This window comes from Mesorhizobium sp. 8, assembly GCF_006351905.1.
In the GTDB taxonomy this organism is placed as follows: Bacteria; Pseudomonadota; Alphaproteobacteria; order Rhizobiales; family Rhizobiaceae; genus Mesorhizobium; species Mesorhizobium composti.
In genome coordinates this window covers 914,893-938,016 of the sequence record NZ_CP040914.1, presented here as the reverse complement: position 1 = coordinate 938,016, position 23,124 = coordinate 914,893, and the positions used below count along the sequence as shown (strand labels likewise).

Below are 23,124 nucleotides of genomic sequence, written 5' to 3'. Positions count from 1 at the left end.
AGGGCTTAGCACCGGGTGACGCATGGCGGAAGCGCCATTGTTGCGGGTGTCGTTCGTTCCCGTCGTTTTGACACGACCGGCTGCAATGACTAGATCACCGCGAAACGAAACGGATCGCGACCACTGTGACTGCCTACGATCATCCTTTTTCCATCGCGCCGATGATGGACTGGACGGACAGGCATTGCCGCTTCTTCCATCGCCAGTTGACGGCGCGTGCGCTGCTTTACACCGAGATGGTGGTGGCCGACGCCGCCATCCATGGCGTGCGTGAGCGGCTGCTGGGGTTCGATGCGGCTGAGCAGCCGGTGGCGTTGCAGCTTGGCGGTTCGGAGCCGGCGAAGTTGGCGGAAGCGGCTCGCATCGGCGAGGGGTTCGGCTATGGCGAGATCAACCTCAATGTCGGTTGCCCGTCGGACCGCGTGCAGTCCGGCACCTTCGGCGCGTGCCTGATGCTTACGCCGGCGCTGGTCGCGGACTGCGTCGGCGCGATGAAGGCGGCCGTGTCGGTTCCCGTCACCGTCAAGTGCCGGATCGGCGTCGACGACCAGGATCCGGAAGCGGCGCTCGACACGCTGGCCGACATGGTGTTCGCGGCGGGTGCGGACGCGCTGTGGGTGCATGCGCGCAAGGCGTGGCTGCAGGGCCTGTCGCCGAAGGAGAACCGCGATATCCCGCCGCTGGACTATGAGCGCGTCTATCGGTTGAAGAGCCGTTATCCGGACCGTTTCATCGGCATCAACGGCGGCATCCCGACGATCGAGGCGGCGATCGATCACCTGCGGCACGTCGATGGCGCGATGCTCGGCCGGGCCGCCTATCATACGCCGGGTATCCTGTGCGGTGCCGATGCGCTGCTCGACGGGCGGCCTGCGGCGGACTTCGATTTTGCCGCCTTGATCGACACGATGGCCGACTATGCAGCCGCGCACATCGCGCGGGGAGGGCGGCTGTCGCATGTCACCCGGCATATGGTCGGGCTTTTCCACGGCCTGCCGGGAGCACGGCGCTGGCGGCAAATCCTGTCGGAGGAAGGGCCGAAGCCGGGCGCGGGGCCGGATGTACTCAAGGCGGCGTTTGCAGCGGTTGATCTTAGCGGGACCACCGTCGCCGCCGCCTGACAGGCTTCAATCTCGCAGGATCATTCGGTCGCCGCGCACGTCGAAGCCCGCGAGCGAACCGATGAAGTTCATGCCGAGCAGGCTTTGCGACAGCGAGCCGGGCGCGGCCACCAGAACCGTCATGTTGCGCCGCACGATGTTGCCGATCGCCAGTTCGCCGACATGCACGGTCGCGGCGTTGGCCATGCCGTTGGCGGTCGCGACGGGGATGACGTAGCTCAGCGCTGCGGGGTTGAACCCGGCCGTGACCGCGTCGTCGGCCGTCAGCACAGTGCTGGTGGCGCCGGTATCGACGACGGCCATGATCGATTGTCCGTTGATCGAGACGCGCGCCTGGAAGTGGCCGTTCGGCCCCTTTTCCAGGGTCACGGTCGCCCGTCCGTCCTCCTCGCCCAGCGCCAGCGGGCTGCCGGGCACGAGGCCGGCGGTGACGCGGCTGGCGAAATCCTGCAATTCGTAGCGGTACTGGTAGCCGGCGACCAGGGCGAGCACCACCACCGCCCATGCGCCGAGATTGCGCGCCAGTTCGCCGAGCCGCTGCCCCGAGCGCAGCAGCCCGGCGCCGATGACGAGGGCGAACAGGCCGAGCCAGACAAGCTGGCTGAAGTCGTTGTTCTCGATGCCGAACGTGCTGCCGGCGGAATTGTTGAGGATCAGCAGGATCAGCGCGAAGCCGATCACGCCGAGGATGAGCCACAGGGAGCGGGACATGCCGCTCATGCCGTTTCGCCCCGCTCGCGCGCCATGCGTGCGCGCCTTGTCTCGCGGCGCGGCTTGCGCTCGACGGTCTCAAGCCGCGCGGGAAGCTCGGCCATCACCTCGCGGCGTGCTTCGGGTGTCATGTCGATCCAGCCGGAAATCTCGTCGCGCGTGCGGCCGCAGCCGAAGCAATAGCCGGTCTTCATGTCTATCGAGCAGACCAGGATACAGGGCGATTCGATGGCGGTCATGCAAGGCACCGGCGCGGAGCGGGAGGCTCTTCCTCCACATGGTGCAAGGCGGAGCGCGATGCAAGCCCTTGCGGGTACGGGATCGTCGCCGGCAAGCATTGTGTCGCGGCTGCCGGAGGGCTATGCCGACGCCAATCAGGAACCCGCCTATGACCAGTGCCTTGCCCTTCGACGATTTCCGCGCGCTTCTGGCGACGCTGCCGGACCCGGACGAGACGGCAGCGGCGCGAATGCGCACGCTGTTCGCCAAGGCGGGTGCGCCGAACCGCTCGCTGGGGCGGGTCGAGGACATCGCCGTCTGGCTTGCCGCCTGGAGTGGACGGGCGCCGCCGGCAATCAACCGGCCGCTGGTCGCGGTCTTCGCCGGCAACCATGGCGTGGTCCGGCATGGGATTTCCGCACAGCCGATGCAGGCGACAGCCGAAGCGGTGGAGCTTTGCGCGGCCGGCGGAGCGGCCGTCAACCAGGTCTGCATCGCGTCCGATCTGGGCCTGAAGGTGTTCGATCTCGCCCTTCACCTGCCGACCGGCGACATCAGCGAGGAGGCGGCGCTGGATGAGCGCGGCTGTGCGGCCACCATGGCCTTCGGCATGGAGGCGCTGGCGGGAGGCACGGATCTCGTCTGCCTGGGCGATCTCGGCGTCGGCAATGAGACCGTCGCGGCCGCCCTGTTCGCGGCGATCTTTGGGGGCTCGGGCGCGGATTGGGTGGAGCCCGACAGCGATGCCGGCCTGACCGAGCACAGGGTACGGGCGGTGGACGCCGCGCTGGCCTTGCATGGCGTACATCTGAAGGACCCGCTGGAGGCACTGCGGCGGGTCGGCGGGCGCGAGTTCGCGGCGCTGGCCGGCGCCATTCTCGCTGCTCGCATGGAAAAGATCCCGGTGCTGCTTGGCGGGCATGCGGCGCTGGCGGCGGCGGTCGTGCTCCACGCGGCCAATCCGTCCGCGCTCGACCACTGCCGGCTGGCCGGCCTGCCGGACCGGACAGGCCCGGCGCGGGTCGCTGCACGGCTGGGCTTGATGCCGCTGCTCGACCTCAGCATCGATCACCATGGCGGGGTCGATGCCGCCCTTGCGGCGGGATTGGTGAAGGCCGCAGCGCTTGTCGGCTCCGGCATGGCCGCGGCCGTGAAGCGCTGAATTTCTCAGCGTCGCCGGCCGGCGGCGACGGCCCGCATGGGCAGCGCGGGCAGCTCCTCCATTACCCGTGTCGGCGGGAAGATGGCAATCGCCTCGGTGCCTTCGCGCAGCTTGGAGTGCAGCTGGAATTCGCCGTCGTGCATGGCGATCAACCCCTGTACGATCGGCAGGCCGAGGCCGGTGCCCTGCTCGGCGCTCTTGATGGCGATGGAGCCCTGGCCGAAGGCCGATAGCACGACCGGAATCTCGTCGGCGGGAATGCCGGGACCGTTGTCCCGGACGGAGACATACTGACCGCCGCCGGCGGTCCAGCCGACGCGCACGCGCACCTCGCCGCCGGTCGGGGTGAATTTGATGGCGTTCGACAGGAGATTGAGCACGATCTGGCGCACGGCACGCTCGTCGGCGAACAGGCGCGGCAGGGTCGCCTCGAAATCCTGGGTGATGCGGATATCCTTGTTGCGCGCCCTCAGCTCCATCATGTGGCAGCAATCCTCGGCGATATGCAGCAGCATCACCGGCTCTTCGTTGAGCTGGTAGCGGCCGGCCTCGATGCGCGACAGGTCGAGTATCTCGTTGATGAGGTCGAGCAGGTGCTGGCCGGAATCGTGGATGTCGTCGGCATAGTCGCGATAGGTCGGATTGCCCATCGATCCCAGCACTTCCTTGGCCATCACTTCGGAGAAGCCGAGGATGGCGTTCAGGGGCGTGCGCAGTTCGTGGCTCATGGAAGCGAGAAAACGCGACTTGGCGAGGTTCGCTTCTTCGGCCCGGCGCCGCGCCTCGTCCGACATCGATTTCGCCGTTTCGAGTTCGGCGATCAGCCCGTCCTTCTCGGTGCGGAAGGACAGAAGCATCACCGTGGAGCGGTTGAGGTGGCGTGCCACGTAGGCGAAGAACAAAAGCGCGACCACCAGAAGGACCAGCATGATGGCCTCGGCTGGCACCCACAGGCTGGTGCCGATCCCGGCATAGGCGGCGACCGGCACGACGAATGTGGCGAGCAGTGCGCCGCTCAGCGACGAGGTCATGATGGCGGTCGCGGCCATGGCGAGCAGAAGGATGACCGCCTTGACGATCGGGAACTGGTCGAGCGCGCAGGCATTGCAGCCGAGCGAGGCGAAATAGGCCCAGCCGAGGCCGCTGGCGAAATGGGCGAGGAGAAAATCGCGCCGCGCCTGCGCCGGCTTCACTTCGGCGGCTTCGGTGCGGTCGATGCGCCGGGCGATCAGCGCAAGCGCGGTGTAGCAGGTGACGGCGAGCAGCGCCCAGATCAGGATTTCCACGCCCATGCCGGCGAACAGGCCTGCGGCGGCTATCGCCACGACGAGCAGGGGAATGGCGGTGACGCCACTTACCATGGCGCGCGCATGGAGTTTCAGAAGCTCGCGGTCGAAATCGGGATTGCCGGACTGCTGCGAAAGGCGGTCGCGCGTCTTCCTCACCGCTCGCGCCACGTCGCTGTTGCGATGTGGCTTGGAGCGATCCACAATATTCTTGTCCGCCGTACTCGAGCGTTGCAAAGACATGAACTTCAATTTGTGCGGGCCGCGGGTGCAATTGCTAACGCTAAAGCTGAATGATTAACCAACGGTTTGCCATATGAGCGGCTGGTCCCCGCGCCGGCGCTATGGCGGGCGCGGGCGTCGTCCACGCAGCCTCTGGCGGCGGTTGTTCGACTATGCGCTGACGGCAGCCATCTTTGCCCTGCTGGCCCTGGTGGCGGCACGGCTCGACCGGCTGAACACGCGCAGCGAACAAGGGATCGCCGTGATCAACGACGGCGATTCGCTGACACTCGGTTCGGTGCGCATCAGGCTGCGCGGCATCGATGCGCCGGAATACACGCAGACCTGCACGCGCGACGACGCGGACTATGCATGCGGCAGGATGGCACGGCAGGCGCTGGCTACGCTGATCGGAAGGCGAAAGGTCGACTGCAGCGGCTGGCAGACGGATCGCTACGGCCGGCTGCTCGGAGACTGCAAGGCCGGCGACGTCGACCTCAATCGGGCGCAGGTGGAGGCCGGATGGGCGGTTGCCTATGGCGGTTTCGAGCGTGAGGAGGCGGCTGCGCGTTCGGCCCGGCGCGGCATCTGGGCCGGTAGTTTCGTCCAGCCGCAGGAATGGCGGCGGACGCATCGGGCCGAGCCCGAGCCGAGGCACGACCCGCTGGGAGGGATCGTCAACGGCTTGAGAGAATTGTTTCGATTCCGCTGAACGCACGGTCTAATGTTACCGGAGGATCAAGGCATGAGGACAAGAGGATGAAGCTTTTCGACGGCGGCCGCGCACCCAACCCGCGCCGGGTGCGGGTATTCCTCGCCGAAAAGGGCATCGAGGTGCCGCTGGTGCCGGTGGACATGGGGGCGCTGGAGCATAGGCAGGAAGCGGTCAGTTCGCGCAACCCGCTCCGGCGCCTGCCGGTGCTGGAACTGGACGACGGCACGGTGCTGACCGAATCCGTCGCCATCTGCCGCTATTTCGAGGAGCTTCATCCGGAGCCGGCGCTGTTCGGGCAGGGCGCGCTCGGCAAGGCGCTGGTGGAGATGTGGCAGCGGCGCATGGAACTCAACCTGATGTTTCCCGTGTCGCAGGCGTTCCGGCACATCCATCCGGCGATGAAGGAGTGGGAGGTGCCGCAAATTCCCGAATGGGGCGAGGCCAACAAGCCGAAGGCGGTGGAGTTCCTTCATCTTCTCGACAGCGAGCTGGCCGGGCGCGAATTCGTCGCCGGCGACGCCTATTCGATCGCCGACATCACCGGCCTGATCGCCGTCGATTTCATGAAGCCGGCGCGCATCCAGATGCCGGAGGAATGCACCAACGTCCGGCGCTGGTACCAGGCCGTTTCCAGCCGGCCGAGCGCCTCCGCCTGATTCATGAGCGAAGACCTCGAGCACCTGGTGGCGTGCGTGCGCGCCTGCCGCATCTGCGTGGAGACGCCGCGCGGCAAGCCATTGCCGCACGAACCGCGCCCGGTGCTGCAGGCCTCGACGCAGGCGCGCGTCCTGATCGCCAGCCAGGCGCCGGGTACCAAGGTTCATCTCAGTGGCCGGCCGTTCACCGACGCTTCGGGCGACCGTCTGCGAAGCTGGCTGGGCGTGACGAGCGAGGAATTCTACGACGCGAAGAAATTCGCCATCGTGCCTATGGGCTTCTGCTTTCCGGGACAGGACGCCAAGGGCAGCGACCTGCCGCCGCGGCGCGAATGCGCGCCGGCCTGGCGTTCGCAGCTGATGGCGGCGATGCCGCAGATCGACCTCGTGCTGACCATCGGCATGTACGCGCAGGAATGGCACATGGGCGAAAAACGGCATGGGTCGCTGAGCGAGACGGTCGCCAACTGGCGGGCCGCATGGGCCTCGGAAGCCTCGCCCCGGGTGCTGCCCCTGCCGCATCCGTCGTGGCGCAACACCGCCTGGCTGAAGCGTAATCCATGGTTCGAAACGGATTTGCTGCCTTTCCTGAAGAGGGAAATTCGCCACCGGCTCGGCTGAGTAGTGGAAAATTTTCACCCTCTATACCGATATTTCGCAGAAATTCTTTCTTGCCTGACCGGCGATCAAGGCGGATTATCGCGAACCTTTTCTCCTGGGAGCTGTTCATGGATCGCCTCGACCGGAAAATCCTGCGCCTGTTGCAGGAGGACGCGACGCTCGCCGTGGCCGATGTCGCCAAGAAAGTAGGCCTGTCGACGACGCCGTGCTGGCGGCGCATCCAGAAGCTGGAGGAGGAGGGTGTCATCCGCCGCCGGGTGGCGCTGCTCGATCCGGAGAAGATCAACGTCAAGGTGACGGTGTTCGTGTCGATCCGCACCAACTCGCACAGCCACGAATGGCTGCGGCGGTTTTCCGAGGTCATCCAGGAGTTTCCGGAGGTGGTCGAATTCTACCGCATGAGCGGCGACGTCGACTATCTGCTCAGGGTCGTGGTGCCGGACATCGCCGCCTACGACGCCTTCTACAAGCGCCTCATCACCAAGATCGAGATCCGCGAAGTGTCCTCGGCCTTCGCCATGGAGCAGATCAAGTTCACCACCGAAATGCCGCTCGACTATATGGTGCTGGACAAGGAATCCGGCCAAAGCGCGGCCTGAGCTTTCGGGCAAACGTCTTCATCGCCACGCTGCCTTTCGGCCCTGGCCATTGTCAAAGAGCTGACCTCTTTTGGCTGAGGTCGGGAAGCGGGCGCGGGGCCGTGCCTGCTAAGTAAGTATATGGCGCGGCATCCCGCGCCCGCCGGTGTCTTGTGTAGCGCGCAACTTCATTTGGCACCGCCGCGCAACTTCATTTGGCACCAAATCTGATCCAGATCAGCCAGAGGATGAGCCCGCAAAACACGATCAGCGGCAGATAGGCAAAGGTCGTCATCCATGCGGCCTCGGATCGTCTAATCGGCACCCGTAAGCCTGCACGACGATATTGGCGCGGCCCCGGCATGTGTAGCACGGCTCGGTGCACCGGTTCGCCTCACCGCGTTGGCAGATCATCAAGGCGACCTCGTCGCGCGTCGGCTTCTCGTGCTCAGCAGCGAGCTTCAACGCAACGATCGTCGCTGTGGCCGGAGATAGAACGACGCGCTTACCCTCGTTGGCGCGGCCGGAAATCCAGCACGCCAGCTCGTACAGGTCGCGCCAGCGGCGGCTTGGCGCCGGCTCTGGTTGTCTCCGAGAGATTTCGGACGCGATCTTCGCCGCCGCCGCGCTGTCCAAGCCCTCGGGTCTTTTCGGATTGTGGCTCATAAAAGCCTCCATCGAGTGAAGGCCCCAGCGATTCTCAAAGAGCACGCGGCGAGCGCGTCGGCAAGCGCCTACCGCGTACCCGACCGAATAGTCTTTCCGATAGCAGTCAATGCGCCTCACAATCAGTTCCTTCGCCGGCCGTCCGGCGTCGAACTTCCATATCTGAAGGCTCCGATGCGTCTGCCACCGCGAGCAGCGGCGACCTATTAGAAGGGCCAGTTATGCATTACATATTCGATCAACTGGTCGATGATCTCCCTCACGGCCTGAGACGCAGCAGCCCTAGCAAGACCGTGCTCTAATATCCGGTCAAGCAATGACCGACTGGGACGGTCCATGCTTAGGATGCCCTCGGCTGAAGAGAGCAAGCCTTGCAAGTCCTTCTTCTCTGCGTTGCCGAGGACATTGCTGTCTTCCACGGCCTTCTTCGCATCGTGGACGAGTTGGAAAATCCGCCGTCTATGCTCCTCCGTGCTTTCCGGGCTGGGATGTTGTGGCTGCTCTGCCAAGAGCGCTCGAAGCATCAACACGCCCGTATCCGTCAGCTCGTAGGTGCCATCACGGCCGGCACTGCCAATTCTTCGGCTAAGAAACGGCTCCTTCCTCACCCCATCAGCGCCGACAAGTCCCTCGGGGCCACCCCCGCGCAAGCTCGCCAACCCGACGAAAGTACCGCCATTCATGTTGAATTGCGCTGGGTCCTTCAGGACCTCGTCGGTCCAGAAGCGCTTCAGATCTCTTTCGTCCATGTTCCGCAGGCGGGCCGCGCCGACCTGGGTGATAAAGCCTCTCAGTATTTCGAGCCGGCCGGGCGAGCTCCCAAATCTGGATATGAACTCCTCATCGGTCATGTATCCCTCCACCGTTCAATCGCAAACCAGCATCTACCATGTGAAAGACGATAGAGGCAGTCGCCATCGCGGTTTGCATCCTCGGAACGATTCCTCACAGCCGCCGTTGGCGTCATGGGAGGTGATCGTTATGGTCCCGCCGCTTTCAAAGCAGGACTGGTTCTACGTCGTGGTGATCGCAGTGACGGTCGCGGTCATTCTAGCCATCGCGCCGTGGCTTCTGAGTGTGGCGCCGGAGGTGACTTGTTGCTGACGGTTGTCAGTTCGGCCGGTTGCGGCCTATTCTTGCTGCGCCGGGAGTCAGGAACCGGCAACCATTCCTCGCCCGGTCACGAGTCCCCCTCGGTGGCCGGGCTTTTTGTTACGCAAAATATGTCGGGTTGCGATAGGAACGCTGCGCTTGTATCCATAGGGAGGAAAGGAGCCGTCGATGGAACGTGTCGAGAATGTATTTTTAGCGGCTGGTCTTCTGTTTGACATCGTAGGGCTGATCGTTCTCGCCGCTGGGGCGATCGTTTCCTGGGTCACCGGAATCAGCACCGTTGCTATTGTCGGTGGCGTTATCGTCATGCTTGGCCTCGTACTGTGCGGAGGAGGCTTGCTCGTTGGCCTTGGGCCATCGTTGATCAAGGTTCTTAGGGGCGGCCCGATTTCCTAATCCCTTCCACCGGTCGCGACTTGCCGCCGACCCTCAGCCGCTGGTGCTCATGAAAACTATCGTGTTGGACGCGCTAACCGCCTTGTCCCATCGCATGGTTCTAACCGCGTGGACGGGTATCGCCACCCTGCTCACTGTCGTCTTCCCGCTGGTTTATTCATTCCGCAACCACGACAACACGCCGATCTATCTGGGGCTCGCAGTCGCTTCGCTGATCTTGTTTATCGCCGTCGCGGTTCTTGTCGCCGAGATCGTGCGCCGACGCGCCAGAGTCCCGACGGTGCAGCATCCCGTTGACCCTTCCGTCCCGGTTGCACTGTTTATTTCTGGCCTCGCCACATACGCCGTGCTTTTTCTGTATTTTACGATCAAAAACGATCTGTTTTTTCGACGTATAGGTTTCGAAGGCCTCGTCGAGCGCAGCTTGGCAATGCCGGCGTACGAGTTGATTGTTCACCGCTCCTTCATGGAAAACGCCACCACGCTTCTTTGCGTGACAATCGTAATACTCATGGCGGTTCGGCTTTCGACCGGAGTGCGCATCTATGCGATTGTCGTCTGGCTTATAACTTTCGCCATATATTCTTCTTTCGTGGTCACGAATAATCGCTTCCAGAGCGCTATCCTCTATCTCGGAGTCTGCATTGCGATCGGATACGCTTGGAGCTCCAGAAAGTGGCCAAAGGCCTATCTGCTGGCCGCAATCATCGCCGTCGTAGGCTTCTCTGCGTACAGCTTCCGCGTGACCGAAAATATGCGAGATGAAATCTCCATAGCCGGTTGCATCAACGTGACGGCTCTCGATCCCACAGAGACTCCGATGGAGATCATCCGAAGAGCGTCTGACAATCCCCTTCTCTGTGGTGACGTCATCACTGATATTATGGCCCAGGTGAAAGCGGCCACAAAGGCGCGGGTGACCGGTTCATCAAATGGAGCAGCGGACGCAAACGCAGAGCGTTATGCCGCCGCTAAAAAGATCGTGGACGAGGAAGCAAGACCTTGGGATCACCGTCTGAATAGCCTCGGCCTGGTGGCCGATATCACACGCCCAGCCTTTTCCCGTGGCTTTGGCTACGGATCGTTCTGGATCGAGCCGCTGAGCCTTTACTACTACTTCTTCGCCGACCGTGAAAAATATCGAGAGATAAAGCAGAGCCTTCGGACGAACCCCAAGGTCTACATTTCCAGTCGCTACCTCGATACCACAATCAAGGATACTCCCTCGTCCATCCTTACAGACGCCTATGCCAATTTCTTTCTCGTCGGCTTTGTCATTGCTGGCGTTCTAATGGGCGGGATATTGGGCTGGACCGATGGCGTCTTGAGGTCAACGACGAGTGCGGGCGCGGCGGTTTTGGCGTTCTTCCTAATGGAAAAGTCGCTCTACGCGGAAAAGGAAATGCTGACCTTGATCGTTGATCTGCTCAAGTTCAGCCCGGTTCCAATCTTGTCGGCGGTGCTTTTATGGCGAGTTCGCTTGGATCGAGACGTGACGGTATCACGTTGACCGCACAGTTCTTAGTAAAGCTGGCCATCAACCTGGATGAGCAGGTCGGTAGGCGCGTCGAGGGTCAAGAACTGGAAGTAGCTGGACGTGATCTGCGATATCTGCGGTGAGCAGACGAGCGGTCCTGTAGCATTGCGGCCGGTGACGACCGGCACATAGCCGCCGATCAGCGGAACGGCGAAATTGACCTGATATCGTCCCGTCGAGACAAGACTGACCGACGCGATGTTTTCCGTCCCCAACTGCGCCACGAAGCCGGAGCCGCTGTCAACCAGAAGCCCGCGCGCCGCCCAGCGACCGCTTAGGTTGGCCGAACGAGCACCCGGCGTTCCGATATTGGTGACGCCTAGAACGTCGATGGCGCGACAAATGCTGTATTTCGCCGGGTCTGCTGTCGCGACACTGGTGAAGAAACCGCCCGTATAGTTGCCGTTGAAAAGCCCGCCGGTGCAGGTGATTTCTGAATTGTAGGCGGAAATGGGCTGTTGGCCGGCAAAGACCGCCTCCGAGCCGAAGCGCACGCCGTAAGTCTCGACGTGAGCATTTTCCAGGTCGATCAGACGGTGCCATCTTCCGTCCGCCACCGGGCCTTCATCCGCCTCGAATTTGCCGCTCTCGATGTAGCCGCCCATGATGGTGACCAGACCGAGATTTTGGAAGTAAGTTTCGGTTGCACCGTAGTTGCCCTCGATGCAGCCTCCGAAAAAGCGCAGATGATTGCCCCTGCCGTCGCCCGAAGGGCCGCGCAGGAACATGCCACCCGAAACGGACTGCGACGCTTCGTCATTGCCATTGTGGCCGCATCCCTCGATCGCCAGTTCATAGAAACTGACCGAGTATTCGGCTGTGTCGGGCGCGATGTAGAAACCCGTGTTGCCGGTGCCGCCGGCCTTGTTCGTCCCACAGGCAAACAGCCGCACATCGTGCCAGGCATCGATCCAATGGTTGCCCTCGATCTCGATGCCATAGCCGCCGAAGTTGGCAAAGCGGACGTTGCGCAGCCCGATATCGTTGCGTGTGACGTTGCCGTAGTGCAGGCCACGTGCCAGCGGGTCGGCGTTCTCGCCGCGAAGCTGCAAGTTCCACAGCCGCCCGTTGGTGGCCGCCAGAGACGTCCCGAAGATCTCGGCGGCGTAGTCGGCGCCTGTGTAGTACAGCAGCGTCGAGTTCGGCCCATCGCCGATCCAGTCGACGCCGAGCGACGGCTTGAGCGTACCGTCATGGCTGAAGGCGCCGCCCGGCAGCTTCAGCATCTTACCCTTCGCGGCGCAGAAGCCATCGAAATCGGTCAGGGCGGCCGACACGTCCGAAGCAGAGAGCGAAGGCACAAGACCGTTCTTTCCCGCATCGAAGAAGCCTTGCGGAAACTCCTGCTCGAACCAGTGGCCGGCGACGTCCTGGCGGCTGAAGGCATGGCCCGGATCGGCCGCCGCGCGGATATAAGTCGGCCGGCCGAGCGTGCGAGTGCGCACCACGGCGTCATCCGGCACGGTGACGGCCTCAATGTCGGCCGGCGCGTCGACCTCGAAAAACTTGGTCGCCGCCGCCGCCGACTCCGCAGCAGCCACTGCCGCAGCTTCTGCCGCCTCAGCTGCCGCCTGGATCGCGCTGGCATCGCCGTAGCTGTACAGACGGTAATTGCCGGCGCTGTCGCGCACGGCCTGCATGAAGGTATCTTTCCGGATGTAGTTCTCCGGAATTGGTACCGAGCCGGTCTGGTTGAGCACGAACGCTCGAGGGGCCTCACCGTTAATCGAAAGAGTCATCCCGCCGGCGCCATTGTCGGCAGTGAATGGCCCGATGTTGATTATCTGCTGGCCAGGCGAAGCCGAGATCGGCGTTGCCGACGTGGCCACGATGGCATTGGCCGTATCACCTGTAACGACCGCCGGCACGACCTGAGTGCCAGGAATGAAGTCGAGGAAAACCTCCCAACCCGCCGAGCCAGACGCGGCTGTCTTCCGGTACGTCTTGCCTTCCGCATAGGCCAGCGTGCCGATCTCCGGGGTCAGATCGGCGTTCATAGCGGCGACCGTGGCATACGACTTCACGGCGCCATTCGGCAGCAGAGAGGTGATCTGCTGGGCGACAGCCATGGTGGAGAGCGGGCGCGGCCCAATGCGCTGTCCATCCACCGTCGACATGCCAAAAAGATAATCGACCGCCGCCAGGGGCTCTTTATCAACTGCGCGCATGCCAATGGTGCTCATTTGACCGACCTCTTTCAGGTTTAGACAACCGTGACGGTGATGGGCGCGCTTTGCGGACCGACATCGCCGTCGACGTTCAGGGGTTCGAGTTTGTAGGTGTGGTCGCCCTGCTCCAGACAGGCGGGCGTCTCTTCGACGAGCGTGACGTCATCGAGCGAGCCGTTAAACGCCGCATCGGCCGAGAACACCAGATTAACCGGCGCCGCACCGGCCACGATCTGAAACAGGAAGCGGCCGTCGGACAAAACGGCAGCACCGGCGACTGCCGCGCCGCCCGTTATCTTTGGCGTGATCGCGCCGGCTGTACGGCCGGTAACTGTGGCAGCGCCTCGGTATACCTTGCCGGCCGTCATGGTGATGACCTGGCTGAGATCAGAGGCGATGCCCGCCGTCTTGGTGGCGTGCCCGGCGCTGATCGTCCAGCCGGTTCCTTTCGTCCAGTTCGCGTCGGCGTCGAAGCCACCGTCGATGACGAGATCAGTGCGCGTGCTGTCGCCGTCGATGCGCCCGAAGGTCCCGTTTGGCGAAACCGGCACCGTCGCAGGCAGCGCTGTGCCATCGCGGTAAATCCGGACACTATCAGTATAGACGTCGGGACCAGTCGCGAAGGTAATTTCGGCTTGGCCGAGCTTGCCGATGATCTGGATAGCGTCGGCCGGAAGGGCACTGGGAAGCAGCGTGCCAGTGATGGTCACAGAGATCGTGCCGCTCAACGTCCCTGCCGTGCCCCATGCCGAGGTGGCGCGAACCTGAAGCTCGATCTGGTCGCCAACAGTGTAGCCCGGCAGTTCAACCATGGCGCTGGAAGCAGTGGAGGTCGCCGTAGACCATCCTCCCGCACCCGCAAGACGGTGACTGACCGTATAGCTAGCCAGTTCAACGACGTTCGTCGGAGCCGGTTCTAGGCGCACCATGGTCTTGGCGCTGGCCGCGTCGTAGCGCACCCATACGACGCGAGGGGCTTCGGGGATGACGCCGGATTGATCGACGACTTCGCCGACTTTGCCGTCCCATGTCGGGATCGGGATGGCATCGGTGAGCGCATCGATTTCCGGCGCGGCCGGCAGCAGGGTGAGATCGGAGCCACCGTCCTCGCGGCGCTGGATGCCGGTCAGGATCAGCGGAATGCTCTCCGAGCCATATTCGCCGAGCATGATGATAGTGCCCGGCGACGGCGCGAGCCCGTCGCCCTGAAGCACGAAAGCTTTCGTGTCGCCCTCGATGGCGGTGATTTTTCTAACGACGTGCTGACCGAGCGGGTTTACCGCCGCCTCGGCCTCGTCTGCCGGCAGCACCCTGAAGCCGACCGCATAAGAGACGTTCGGCTTGATGGTCCATGTTTCGTCGATCTCGATCAGGTTGCCGCGCACCGCTTTCACGCGGGCCGATGCCATCGTGCGCCGCAGGATGTCCTTGGAAGCAAGCACGAGATCGCCGCGCGTTGCCGAGCGGGCGATGCCTTGCTGCGTCACCCGATAGACGACGTTGCGATATTCCAGCTCGTAGAAGCGCCGGACGGCCTCTCGGTAGATTTCGTCGGGGTCGGTCTTGCCCGGCATCTCCATCGCTTCCGTCGTCATCACGGGACCGGCGAGGCCGGGGCGACGCACGATGCGCTCGGCCGGCTGATAGTCGTTCTGCGCGTCCTGGAACTTGATCCGGAGCGCGTCGGGCAGCTCGGCATAGGCGACTTCGAACGTCACATTGGAGGCGTTGCGCGGGGTGATGACGTCGATTGGGGTGTCACGCGGCTTGTCGATGATGACCGTCCAGCGGGAGCCGTCGAAGTAGACCGAAGCCCGGCCGGCCGCGCCGATCATCTTCAGCGTATCGCCGAGCGACTGACGGCCTTCCACGACCAGGTCGAATTTCAGGTTCTTCAGGGTGCAGTAGTCGCGCCATTCGATGAATCTGGCCCAGTCGATGCGAGCGGACGCCTCAGCCCTGAACAAACCGGGGCCGAGCAAGGCATAAAGCGCCGAGGTGGCAGCATTGCGCGGGATGTCGGTCGGCCAACCGTGGCCGAAATCGTCGGTCACGCGTCGCGTCATGCAGTTGTACGTCTGGACCTGTCCGTTCATCTGGTAGGTCGCCTTTACCCGCATGGCGGTCATGCAGAGCGGCAAATCGGTGTTGAACGGATATTCGGGCCGGAAGGACTGGAGCACCGCCCAGGTGCAGGTCCAGGCGACGGTTTCCTTGGCATCCTCCTTGTTCTCGGAGAGCGTGTTGCGTGTGAGTTCGATCTCCCAAGCGCCGCGTGACGGGAAGTCAACCCGGATCGCCCGATAGAAGCCTGCGAACTTTTTGGCGGTGAAGGCAATGTCGGGCTGCGCGATCCAGACGTCCGTGCCGGCCTTCCTGATGCGCACCGAGATGTTGATGTCCTGCGACTTCTTGTTGCCGTTGCCGCTGACCCAGCCCAGCCCCTGGGGAAATTGAAGGATGACGATGGCATGCGAGGCGTTGCGCGCGGTCGAGCGACGAACCGGCTTCTTCTCGTCCATGGTGTCGAGCTGGTTGCCAGCGTCGTCGCGCTCGTACTGCCAGACCAGATCGGTGCCGATCGAATCCTCTATGACCTGCTGGGTGTAGAGCGTGAACGGAACCGAACTATCCGGACTGCCGACAGCGCCACGGTGCTCGATCTGGAACTCGTCATAGTCGTCGATCGACGTGTCGCCGATCTTGTGATCCCATAGCTCGAGCTGACCGAGGCCGTGGAGAAAAACAGCCCGGTTGTAGAGGATATCGCCAACGACCTCGATGTAGGAGGCGGCGGCGAAGGGCGGCGAGTGCCTGATCTCGCCGAACGGAACCGGTACCGGCTCGTCAGGGCGGTATTCGTTCTGCCAGCCGTCAATGACGAAGCTGTCTTTCTCCTGCTTCTGCTTTTTCGGCTGGAAAAGAGCGTTGATCAGGATGCCGCCGATCGCGGTGATGCCGAACCCGATGATCGTCGACCAGGCGCCGGCCGAGAGGCCGAGCGTGCCCGCCAGCGCCCCGCCGAGACTGTTTGAGATCGCCGTGGCGGCGACCTGAACGAGCAGTGACAGCGCACCGGCGCCGTGGCCGATGGTGATGACGACGCTGGTGGATGGATACGGGCGGACCAGCCGCCAGTTCCATTGCGGAATGACCGCCGTCCCTTTGACCGACACGAGCGTGACCCGCACGCGCGGCAGTGCCGCCTCGGGCAAGTCCGGCAGGGTCAATGCGACGATTTCGGCGACAGTCAGCCCGGCCGGGACAACGATCTCCTCGCGGCGGCGGTCGATATCCATCGCGTACGGCGCGACGACGACGCGCGATCCGGCAACAGGAGGCGTAGATGGGGCCGGATCGGCTTTGGCTCTAACGCCGTCATCGCCGACCCAGCGATAGGCGCCGACGAAGCGATCGCGCCAGGGTGCGACATCGTAACGACCGATCTTGGCGTGATCGTCTTTGACGGTGTGCAGCATCTGGCCGGGCTCGATACAGATACCGACATGAGAGTCGTCGCCAGCGATCGAGAATAAGAGGATATCGAAGGGGCGCGGTTCCTCAACCTTCTGCCAGCGAGACGCCACCTTCTCGCGAGCCGCGATCGCCGCGATCTCGGTGCGGTCGCGATCATCCAGATACTCGGTCGCGTAGTCGGGCAGTTCGATGCCGAGCTGCTCGCGATAAACCAGCATCGCGAGACCCCAGCAATCGGCGCCTTCGTGCGTGCGGCCCTTGGCAACGTCGGGAACGCCGATATAGGGAGCGACCCACCTCATCGATGCAGCCCCGGAAAGCGCTCTTTCGTCATCCGCATGGCCGGAAACGGTTCGTCGTAGAGGTCTTCCATCGACAGCTTGAGCGCGATTTGGCCCCAGTCGCCGGACGCGTTTTTGAGCTGAAGCCCCACCGTCTCGATTTCGACCAGGTTGGGTGTGTCGGCCATGACGATGGCGATGCGCGCCGCCGCCGGTACGGTGGTCGAGGTCAGGACGCCGACGATATCGGCATCCAGCACGTCGATGACGATGGTCGACGTTGGCTCGGCGTCTTCCTCGTCGTCAGGCGGGATCACTTCCATACCGATGTAGTAGAACGGCTCCGGCAGGCTGTCTTCGGAACCGTAGGTAGACCAAGTGCCGTAGGTGAGTGGTTCTATGGTGATCCTTGAGGTGTTGTCCGACGAAAGGCGCAGCGGCCTTTCCAGTGCGTCATGTTCGATGATGACTAGGAAGACGGCGACCTGGTCGGAGGCTGGCGCGTCGACCTGCCGCAAGGCATTAAGCGAGATAGGCTTGCTCATGGCATCACCGACACGGTGAAGGTGACGGTCCAGTCGATGGCGCGCGGGGTGATGACCGGGAGGTCGGCGAACAGGACCAGCCATGTTTCCGTGGAAAGGATGGGCGTGCCGTCCTCGAACGTCAGCGGTTGTTCGTTGTCATCCAGCCAGAAGATCGCGTCTTCGCCCCAGTTCGGCATCAGGAAGGGCAGCGCGTCGACGCAACAGCCTGGTCGTTGGCGGCCGTCAGGATGCGGGACGTGGCCGCGGCATCCGTGCCGAGCTGCTTCACCTCGGCGCGCGTGTCTCGAACGACCTCTTTCGCGCCGTTGCGGGAGGGATGGCGGTGCGCTGTCAGGCGCGCGCCTTGATGCGGGCGGCGGCCGCCGCCGGCGAGAGCGTCTCGCCGCGATACTTCCCGGCGATGATCGTGCTGATGGCCGAGCGGCTGTAGCCGATTCGCTTCTCGGCGCCGCCGAGACCCTCGGCCTCCGCCAGGGCAACGAGCTCACCCATCCAGTCCGGCAACGGATCGCCCCAGGCGGCGAGCGCCTTGCCACGGAAATCGGCCGTAGAGCGGCTGTTCTTTGCAGGCCCGCGGTTCATGGCTGGACCTCGCGGGCGACGGACGGTCCGACGACCGTCTTCGAGTTCGGGTCGAACACCAGCTTGGCCGACATGATGCGCGGCGCCGCAGGCCCGAGGTTCCGGACGAGGCTGAACCGCAGCGTGCCTGTCTGGCGCAGGACGCCTGCAGCGGCGAGCTGGTAGCAGTAGTTGCGCACGGTATCGCGGGCAAGCCTGCACCTCGTCGGGTGCAAAGCGTTCGACCACCGGCTCCGGCCGGTAGTCACGGAACAAGTCCGTGGTCTGCATGTCGCGGCGGGAGCGGGCCATCAAGTACCCCGCTCTTTCAGCCAAGCGACAATGGCCGCTTCGTGCAGCGAAAAGAACCGGTGTTGATCGGCTTCTTTCAAGCGCGAGAAGCCATCCGCCAGTTTCTGCCAACCCGGCGTCTTCGCCGGTGCTGGAACTCGGTCGAGGATCGCGACGGCATCGGCTACCGACGCCGCTTGGGCAGGCTCCGAGGTGAGCAAGGCGGCGATGTCCGCTTGCCGGGGGGGCGCCTCTGCAGCGAGAGCGAGGAGTTCGGACTGATTGTCGGCGATGGCATGGAGCGCTATGCGATCACGAACATCTGCGGCAATCGAAGCTACTTTAACCGCATTGAATATGCTGCGCTCTGAGAGGCCGAATGCCTTTTGTGCTGCTGTCGAGAAATTAACTGCAAACTTTGCAGTCAATTCCTCCGCTCCAATCGCCTTCGCCTTCCTCCCCGGCTTTGCGATCAGATGCGTAGCCTCGTAGATCGCGCGCCAGCGGGCAATGTCTACAGCGCGGTCAAGCACGCTGAGTTCACGGCGCGCGAGGTTTTCTGTGATCTCGGCCAGAGTGATCTCGGCTTCGCTGGCGAAGTCGCTCGGGCTCTTCACCACCGCGTCAATCTCGGCCCAGCCGAGCAGCTTGGCGGCAGCGAGGCGGTGATGACCGAAGACCAGCCGGTAACGACCCTCGGCGGCAATCACCTCGATAGGCGTCTTTTGCCCTTGCTCGGTAAAAAGGTCGCTGAGCGTCTCGACCCACGCGGGATCGAGCTTGCGACGGCCGGCTGCGATATCAACGAGCGAGACGTCAATGCCAGAAATGGTAGTTGCTTTTGGTGAATCGGCCGTCACGCCCGGGCTCCAAGGTCAAAAAAAGCATGTCGATTTGGGATGGTGGACGGGCGCAATCCGCGCTTAGGTAGCTGCGCAGGTCGGGTCACGCGGCACCTCTCGCGGCTTCCTGACTCGCCTTGGGGGCAGTCGATCTGCTACGAAGACGCCGGCCTTTCGCGTCATAGCGGTCAGGCCAAAGCAGATGGGGCTGTACGCCGAGGGCGCGGGAAATCACCCGCTCACCCTTGGGGTATGGTGCGCCAAGGGCCACGGAGAGATGACCGGGTTCTATCCCGGCCGTGACCGCGAGCGCCTGCAGCGAACCGTACCGGATTTTGATCTCCGCAAGGATCAAATGCCGGTTCCAACATTGGGTGGGGGTGTCCGTCACGCCCGCTCCTCTTCGAAAACCGAGGGAAGGCCCGCCAGCCTCGCCCCTCGGGTGGGTGATTTGGAAAACCAAGATGGGACAAATATGTCCAAAACACAAGACAAATCTGACCGAAAACGCTCGGTAGCGATGCCCACGCGCCCAAAACTCGGTATAGATAGTCCGATCAATGAGTTAGAGGACTATGTGCGGGCCTGCGCCATGTCGGGCATGTACCCTGAAAGGACATATTTGTCCTTTGGGCTGCGTCTTGAGTTCGCCTACTGGCGGACTTTTCATCGGTACCCGTCGCCGACAGAAACGGAGCACGAGCAAATTCTCGCGCTTGTGGAAAAATCATCGAAGCAACTCAGCCGATATTTCGCCGGCGCTGAGGTGCCGTTCCGTGTCGTTCAGAGACTTGCGGTCGCTTCTGGGGTTCCCATCGAATGGTTGGCTGGTGACGATCTACGACTGAATGACGACAGGACTGAAACTGCTCGAATCGAGGGGAGTGCGCGACTTGGCTCGGAAAACCTTGGTCCGGTGGTGGATGGTTGGTGGGCGGAGGTACAAAACGTCGCGGAACGGCGGCTGTCTATGTCGCGGAATATCGACAAAGCTGCTGCTGAGACAGAACCTTCACCGCCTAATGACGTAGAAGATTCGAAACGGCGGTTCCTAAAGCCTCACAATGAGAATGATCCGCTGCCGCCTGGGGCCGTGCTTATACCTCGATTCAACGTTCGAGCGGCTGCCGGCGCCGGCGCATTGGCGTTGGCCGAGGATATCTCCTCTTACTTCGCGGTCGAGCGTGATTGGCTTCGGCGCACTTTGCCGGGTTGGGCGCCGCCGAACGCACAGATCGGGCTCGTCGAGGTAACCGGGGACAGCATGTATCCGACACTCATGGATGGTGACCTGGTTGTCGCGGTCGGAAATCCACCCGAGCGCGTCGTGGACAACGGAGGCATCTTTTTTGTGCGCCACAACGGCCACCTGCGAGTTAAGCGGCTCCACGTTGATATGAGTTCCGGTGACATATCATTGATTTCTGACAATCAGCGCTATCCTGTCGAGGTCATTCGCCGGGTGCATCAAGAGCACGAGCTGCAAGTGCTTGCGGCCGTTTTCGTCCGGGTCGGTAAACTGCAGCAGTGGCCCGGCGCTGGCGACGCCATCGCGAGCCGGGTTGACTCCTATTGGAGAGAGTGAACAAAATAAGAACACTTCTAGGCGGGAGTGCTCAAATGCGTAAACTTCAGGTCATCATCGTGCCGTTCCATTTGCGGAAAGGTGTACTTAAACCGGCTGGTCATGAGCCGGGCTGGACGGCTAGACAGGCCGAGCGTAGGGCCAAGGAACTCTCTGACCGCTATGCTGGCGTCGGCGTCTACGGTGTGTGGGTTGACGATCTAACGCTCGATGCGTCTGATTTGCACCAACTCGCGGCTGTTGGGGACGTTCCCGACTTGGCGGCACTGCTGGCGGTCGCGTAGATTGGCTTCGCGGGTTAAGGGATTGGGAGGTTGATCGATGTCGAGAATGATACCGGTGTATATCGCGGTCGCTCTGTTCGTTCTGCTGCTAGCTTTCAGCATCCATGGATCAAGCCTTTAGGGTGCTCCCAGTCAGTGCGGACCTTGGTGACGCCCGGAAAATTGCCGCGTCAGAGTTCGGACAGCTAAGTAATTGATTTGCTTGAAAAGCGAACTCTGACGCTTGGTCAGAGTTCCAAATTGCCATCGTTTCGGTGGAGTCCAAGTTTTCTGCGGGTTTCAGGCCGGTCTCGTTGCCAACTGAAGTTGCGCGCCGACGCCGGTGGGAGCTGCTTGCTGCCAACTGAAGTTGCGCGACGGTCGCTTTTGGTAACCGGCCGCTCCGGGCGCTCTCAGTCCCTTCAATGCCTTGTAAATCCGGCTGTTTCTCACCTTTTCCCGGCTGATCCCGCCTGTTCCCGGCTAAAGCCTGCAGATGCCATCCGTTCTTGCGCGTTACATCTTGCCTCCCCGAGGGTCGCTGCCTTTCGGCCCGCTGGCTCGGTCGAGGCCCGGACTTGGGGGCTCATCACCCAGCAGCGTACCGTCACGCTGCCAGCCCGGCACCGTCTCCCGCCACAAGCGCCCGGTTCGCGACCCGCGTTCCCGCACAGGAGATGGCCAGGAGTATGGGGCGGGACCGAAGGACGGGGATAGATTTCGGGATTTTTTTCGCAGAGGCGCAATGTTTCGCGCCTTTCGCTGCCCGGCCAATCTACTTCTTGAGGAACTTCCAGGGGTTGGCCTGTTGCAACTCGACGGTCTCGGGCACGCTGTCGATGTCGGCCACTTCCGCGCCGCTGAAGGCGTAGCCGGACTGGATGACGGTCACGCCGTCAGTGATGAAAAGCTGGCTCTTTTCCATATCCGGTTTCAATCGCCCGGTGACAGAGACGGTCTGATAGGCCTTTTCCATCCGGTACGGTTTCGGCAGCGTCACCAGCACGATCTGGTTCGGCGGCGGCGTCGGCATGTGGCTGCACGCGCCCGTCCACGGCACCAGCAGGAACTGATAGACGAGGTCGCCGTCGCGATCGACCGGCAGCGCGTAGCCCTTGAGCTCGACCGTCTCATCGGCGGCGTTCCAGGCCAGCGTTTCGCCATGGTCGGGAAGGAGGGCCGCGATCATCGGCCGGCTGAAGGTCTGCGCCGCCGGCTGCGCAGCTGGTCGCAGGTCTTTCCACAAGACGGCCCTCGCCGCCTCAGGGGCCGCATTCGCCACCCCAAGGCCGGTTAGCAGGGCGGCCAGGAAAGCCGCGCTTCTCCAAGGCATGTTTGCGGTCATCGCAGGCAGTTAATCGCGCCGTCGCCGGCTGGTCAATTCACAGGTGCGTCGCCGGCCGCCTTCTTCGCGAGCCGTTCCAGCGTTTTCGCGTCGGTGAGTTCGCGCACGGCGTCCTTGCCGATCCAGCGCGCGGTCTTGTCGGGAGATGCGGCCAGCTTGCGCGCCAGCGCGAGGGCAGGGGCGTGCAGCCCGGTCGAGCGCTTGCCGATATGCCGCAAGGCCCAGTTGACGGCCTTCCTGACGAAGTTGCGGGCGTCGGCCGCATGGGCCTCGATCAGCGGCAGGTACGCCGCGAAGGTGGCGTCCGGCTCCTTCTTGTGGTGGACGGCGACCCAGGCCAGCATGGCGAAGGCGGTGCGGCGGACGAATTCGCGCTCGTCGGCGGCGAATTCCTCGATCAGGTTCCGCCAGAACGGCGTATCGACGAACAGGTCCGATACGCCGTCGACGATCTCCCAGGAGTTGAAGTCGCCGGCCCATTCCCGGCATTGCGCGATGCCCACCTTGTCCGGTTCGTCGGTGAAGGCGGCGAGCAGCCGCGCCTCGCGAATGCCGCTTTGCCAAAGCGCCAATGCCCGGTCGTGGTCGCGCTTCAGGTCGCGGGCTAGGCGCCTGAGGTCGGTGCTGCCGATGCCGAGCGCCGTGCCGGTCTCGATGCCGAAGCGCGCCATGCCGGCGCGGTTCTCATCGCTGCCCATCTCTCTTAGCCGCGCGATCGCCTCGGCCGCGGTGGACGCAGGCGTGAGCGGCTTGGGCATGG

At 63.1% G+C, this 23,124-nt stretch carries 24 protein-coding genes; 10 read left to right on the top strand and 14 right to left on the bottom strand.

The annotated features are described in order from the left end of the window. Positions 1-161 precede the first annotated feature (161 nt). A complete protein-coding gene (gene dusA / locus FGU64_RS04345) occupies positions 162-1,121 on the top strand; it encodes a tRNA dihydrouridine(20/20a) synthase DusA (RefSeq protein WP_246671320.1) in 960 nt (319 codons plus the stop codon). 6 nt (positions 1,122-1,127) lie between these two features. On the opposite strand, the gene FGU64_RS04340 is transcribed toward dusA, so the two are convergent. Together FGU64_RS04340 and FGU64_RS04335 are read right to left on the bottom strand one after the other, a co-directional pair. Beyond that, positions 1,128-1,832: a TIGR02281 family clan AA aspartic protease gene (locus tag FGU64_RS04340; protein WP_139955261.1), complete on the bottom strand. Its 705-nt coding sequence runs from the start codon at positions 1,830-1,832 to the stop codon at positions 1,128-1,130. A gap of 5 nt (positions 1,833-1,837) precedes the next feature. Then, entirely contained in the window at positions 1,838-2,071 is a 234-nt protein-coding gene (locus tag FGU64_RS04335) for a DUF1289 domain-containing protein (RefSeq protein WP_139951027.1), read from the bottom strand. A gap of 149 nt (positions 2,072-2,220) precedes the next feature. On the opposite strand from FGU64_RS04335, the gene FGU64_RS04330 reads away from it, so the two are divergent. Then, positions 2,221-3,213 carry a nicotinate-nucleotide--dimethylbenzimidazole phosphoribosyltransferase gene (locus tag FGU64_RS04330; RefSeq protein ID WP_139951026.1) on the top strand — a complete coding sequence of 331 codons (993 nt, stop codon included), beginning with the start codon at positions 2,221-2,223 and terminating at the stop codon, positions 3,211-3,213. Positions 3,214-3,218: 5 nt separating this feature from the next. Here the strand turns inward: FGU64_RS04330 and FGU64_RS04325 are convergent, their stop codons facing one another. After that, positions 3,219-4,742 (bottom strand): ATP-binding protein, encoded by a 1,524-nt coding sequence (locus FGU64_RS04325; RefSeq protein WP_139951025.1) that lies wholly within the window; start codon positions 4,740-4,742, stop codon positions 3,219-3,221. Positions 4,743-4,815: 73 nt separating this feature from the next. Here FGU64_RS04325 and FGU64_RS04320 point away from each other — a divergent pair, with 73 nt between their 5' ends. From FGU64_RS04320 to FGU64_RS04305, 4 genes are all read left to right on the top strand, one after another. Beyond that, entirely contained in the window at positions 4,816-5,433 is a 618-nt protein-coding gene (locus FGU64_RS04320; protein WP_139951024.1) for a thermonuclease family protein, read from the top strand. 47 nt (positions 5,434-5,480) lie between these two features. After that, a complete protein-coding gene (locus FGU64_RS04315) occupies positions 5,481-6,092 on the top strand; it encodes a glutathione S-transferase (protein ID WP_139951023.1) in 612 nt (203 codons plus the stop codon). A 3-nt stretch (positions 6,093-6,095) separates the two neighbouring features. After that, complete coding sequence (locus FGU64_RS04310) at positions 6,096-6,713, top strand: uracil-DNA glycosylase family protein (protein ID WP_139951022.1); 618 nt, start codon at positions 6,096-6,098, stop codon at positions 6,711-6,713. A gap of 107 nt (positions 6,714-6,820) precedes the next feature. Beyond that, on the top strand, positions 6,821-7,312 hold the full coding sequence (locus tag FGU64_RS04305; RefSeq protein ID WP_136353563.1) for an Lrp/AsnC family transcriptional regulator: 492 nt from the start codon (positions 6,821-6,823) through the stop codon (positions 7,310-7,312). Between the two features lie 270 nt (positions 7,313-7,582). On the opposite strand, the gene FGU64_RS04300 is transcribed toward FGU64_RS04305, so the two are convergent. Next, positions 7,583-7,957: a hypothetical protein gene (locus FGU64_RS04300; RefSeq protein ID WP_139951021.1), complete on the bottom strand. Its 375-nt coding sequence runs from the start codon at positions 7,955-7,957 to the stop codon at positions 7,583-7,585. Between the two features lie 206 nt (positions 7,958-8,163). Next, positions 8,164-8,808, bottom strand: coding sequence for a hypothetical protein (locus tag FGU64_RS04295; protein WP_139951020.1), 645 nt, complete (start codon positions 8,806-8,808; stop codon positions 8,164-8,166). Between the two features lie 430 nt (positions 8,809-9,238). Between FGU64_RS04295 and FGU64_RS04290 the strand changes: the two genes are divergently transcribed. Together FGU64_RS04290 and FGU64_RS04285 are read left to right on the top strand one after the other, a co-directional pair. Beyond that, the gene (locus tag FGU64_RS04290) at positions 9,239-9,466 is read left to right on the top strand and encodes a hypothetical protein (RefSeq protein ID WP_139951019.1); all 228 of its coding nucleotides are present in this window, start codon (positions 9,239-9,241) and stop codon (positions 9,464-9,466) included. A 49-nt stretch (positions 9,467-9,515) separates the two neighbouring features. Then, positions 9,516-10,976, top strand: coding sequence for a hypothetical protein (locus tag FGU64_RS04285; protein WP_139951018.1), 1,461 nt, complete (start codon positions 9,516-9,518; stop codon positions 10,974-10,976). Between the two features lie 11 nt (positions 10,977-10,987). On the opposite strand, the gene FGU64_RS23195 is transcribed toward FGU64_RS04285, so the two are convergent. From FGU64_RS23195 to FGU64_RS04240, 7 genes are all read right to left on the bottom strand, one after another. After that, positions 10,988-13,186: a hypothetical protein gene (locus tag FGU64_RS23195; protein ID WP_180375628.1), complete on the bottom strand. Its 2,199-nt coding sequence runs from the start codon at positions 13,184-13,186 to the stop codon at positions 10,988-10,990. 20 nt (positions 13,187-13,206) lie between these two features. Beyond that, positions 13,207-16,866, bottom strand: a complete 3,660-nt coding sequence (locus FGU64_RS04265; RefSeq protein WP_180375627.1) for a phage tail protein — start codon at positions 16,864-16,866, stop codon at positions 13,207-13,209. Between the two features lie 80 nt (positions 16,867-16,946). Next, on the bottom strand, positions 16,947-17,474 hold the full coding sequence (locus FGU64_RS04260; protein WP_180375626.1) for a DUF1833 family protein: 528 nt from the start codon (positions 17,472-17,474) through the stop codon (positions 16,947-16,949). Further along, a complete protein-coding gene (locus FGU64_RS04255; RefSeq protein ID WP_139951013.1) occupies positions 17,471-17,653 on the bottom strand; it encodes a hypothetical protein in 183 nt (60 codons plus the stop codon). The genes FGU64_RS04260 and FGU64_RS04255 overlap by 4 nt, the downstream gene beginning before the upstream one ends. A gap of 154 nt (positions 17,654-17,807) precedes the next feature. Next, positions 17,808-18,059: a hypothetical protein gene (locus tag FGU64_RS04250; RefSeq protein WP_139951012.1), complete on the bottom strand. Its 252-nt coding sequence runs from the start codon at positions 18,057-18,059 to the stop codon at positions 17,808-17,810. Further along, positions 18,056-18,307 (bottom strand): hypothetical protein, encoded by a 252-nt coding sequence (locus tag FGU64_RS04245; RefSeq protein WP_139951011.1) that lies wholly within the window; start codon positions 18,305-18,307, stop codon positions 18,056-18,058. The genes FGU64_RS04250 and FGU64_RS04245 overlap by 4 nt, the downstream gene beginning before the upstream one ends. A gap of 42 nt (positions 18,308-18,349) precedes the next feature. Continuing rightward, complete coding sequence (locus tag FGU64_RS04240; RefSeq protein WP_139951010.1) at positions 18,350-19,189, bottom strand: ParB/RepB/Spo0J family partition protein; 840 nt, start codon at positions 19,187-19,189, stop codon at positions 18,350-18,352. Positions 19,190-19,373: 184 nt separating this feature from the next. On the opposite strand from FGU64_RS04240, the gene FGU64_RS04230 reads away from it, so the two are divergent. Both FGU64_RS04230 and FGU64_RS04225 read left to right on the top strand, forming a co-directional pair. Further along, positions 19,374-20,756, top strand: a complete 1,383-nt coding sequence (locus FGU64_RS04230) for a S24 family peptidase (protein ID WP_246671240.1) — start codon at positions 19,374-19,376, stop codon at positions 20,754-20,756. A 35-nt stretch (positions 20,757-20,791) separates the two neighbouring features. After that, entirely contained in the window at positions 20,792-21,040 is a 249-nt protein-coding gene (locus tag FGU64_RS04225; protein WP_139951007.1) for a hypothetical protein, read from the top strand. Positions 21,041-21,794: 754 nt separating this feature from the next. Here FGU64_RS04225 and FGU64_RS04220 read toward each other — a convergent pair. Together FGU64_RS04220 and FGU64_RS04215 are read right to left on the bottom strand one after the other, a co-directional pair. Continuing rightward, positions 21,795-22,265, bottom strand: coding sequence for a DUF3299 domain-containing protein (locus FGU64_RS04220; protein ID WP_246671239.1), 471 nt, complete (start codon positions 22,263-22,265; stop codon positions 21,795-21,797). A gap of 131 nt (positions 22,266-22,396) precedes the next feature. Then, positions 22,397-23,122 carry a DNA alkylation repair protein gene (locus FGU64_RS04215; RefSeq protein WP_139951005.1) on the bottom strand — a complete coding sequence of 242 codons (726 nt, stop codon included), beginning with the start codon at positions 23,120-23,122 and terminating at the stop codon, positions 22,397-22,399. Positions 23,123-23,124: the final 2 nt, after the last annotated feature.

Coding starts and splice junctions, on each gene's coding strand:
- FGU64_RS04310 (WP_139951022.1), top strand. CDS start 6,096: ATGAGCGAAGACCTCGAGCACCTGGTGGCGTGCGTGCGCGCCTGCCGC.
- FGU64_RS04325 (WP_139951025.1), bottom strand. CDS start 4,742: ATGTCTTTGCAACGCTCGAGTACGGCGGACAAGAATATTGTGGATCGC.
- FGU64_RS04340 (WP_139955261.1), bottom strand. CDS start 1,832: ATGTCCCGCTCCCTGTGGCTCATCCTCGGCGTGATCGGCTTCGCGCTG.
- FGU64_RS04320 (WP_139951024.1), top strand. CDS start 4,816: ATGAGCGGCTGGTCCCCGCGCCGGCGCTATGGCGGGCGCGGGCGTCGT.
- FGU64_RS04295 (WP_139951020.1), bottom strand. CDS start 8,808: ATGACCGATGAGGAGTTCATATCCAGATTTGGGAGCTCGCCCGGCCGG.
- FGU64_RS04335 (WP_139951027.1), bottom strand. CDS start 2,071: ATGACCGCCATCGAATCGCCCTGTATCCTGGTCTGCTCGATAGACATG.
- dusA (WP_246671320.1), top strand. CDS start 162: ATGATGGACTGGACGGACAGGCATTGCCGCTTCTTCCATCGCCAGTTG.
- FGU64_RS04230 (WP_246671240.1), top strand. CDS start 19,374: ATGGGGCTGTACGCCGAGGGCGCGGGAAATCACCCGCTCACCCTTGGG.
- FGU64_RS04255 (WP_139951013.1), bottom strand. CDS start 17,653: ATGCCGAACTGGGGCGAAGACGCGATCTTCTGGCTGGATGACAACGAA.
- FGU64_RS04260 (WP_180375626.1), bottom strand. CDS start 17,474: ATGAGCAAGCCTATCTCGCTTAATGCCTTGCGGCAGGTCGACGCGCCA.
- FGU64_RS04300 (WP_139951021.1), bottom strand. CDS start 7,957: ATGAGCCACAATCCGAAAAGACCCGAGGGCTTGGACAGCGCGGCGGCG.
- FGU64_RS04290 (WP_139951019.1), top strand. CDS start 9,239: ATGGAACGTGTCGAGAATGTATTTTTAGCGGCTGGTCTTCTGTTTGAC.
- FGU64_RS04305 (WP_136353563.1), top strand. CDS start 6,821: ATGGATCGCCTCGACCGGAAAATCCTGCGCCTGTTGCAGGAGGACGCG.
- FGU64_RS04215 (WP_139951005.1), bottom strand. CDS start 23,122: ATGCCCAAGCCGCTCACGCCTGCGTCCACCGCGGCCGAGGCGATCGCG.
- FGU64_RS23195 (WP_180375628.1), bottom strand. CDS start 13,186: ATGAGCACCATTGGCATGCGCGCAGTTGATAAAGAGCCCCTGGCGGCG.
- FGU64_RS04315 (WP_139951023.1), top strand. CDS start 5,481: ATGAAGCTTTTCGACGGCGGCCGCGCACCCAACCCGCGCCGGGTGCGG.
- FGU64_RS04265 (WP_180375627.1), bottom strand. CDS start 16,866: ATGCTGGTTTATCGCGAGCAGCTCGGCATCGAACTGCCCGACTACGCG.
- FGU64_RS04225 (WP_139951007.1), top strand. CDS start 20,792: ATGCGTAAACTTCAGGTCATCATCGTGCCGTTCCATTTGCGGAAAGGT.
- FGU64_RS04330 (WP_139951026.1), top strand. CDS start 2,221: ATGACCAGTGCCTTGCCCTTCGACGATTTCCGCGCGCTTCTGGCGACG.
- FGU64_RS04285 (WP_139951018.1), top strand. CDS start 9,516: ATGAAAACTATCGTGTTGGACGCGCTAACCGCCTTGTCCCATCGCATG.
- FGU64_RS04250 (WP_139951012.1), bottom strand. CDS start 18,059: ATGAACCGCGGGCCTGCAAAGAACAGCCGCTCTACGGCCGATTTCCGT.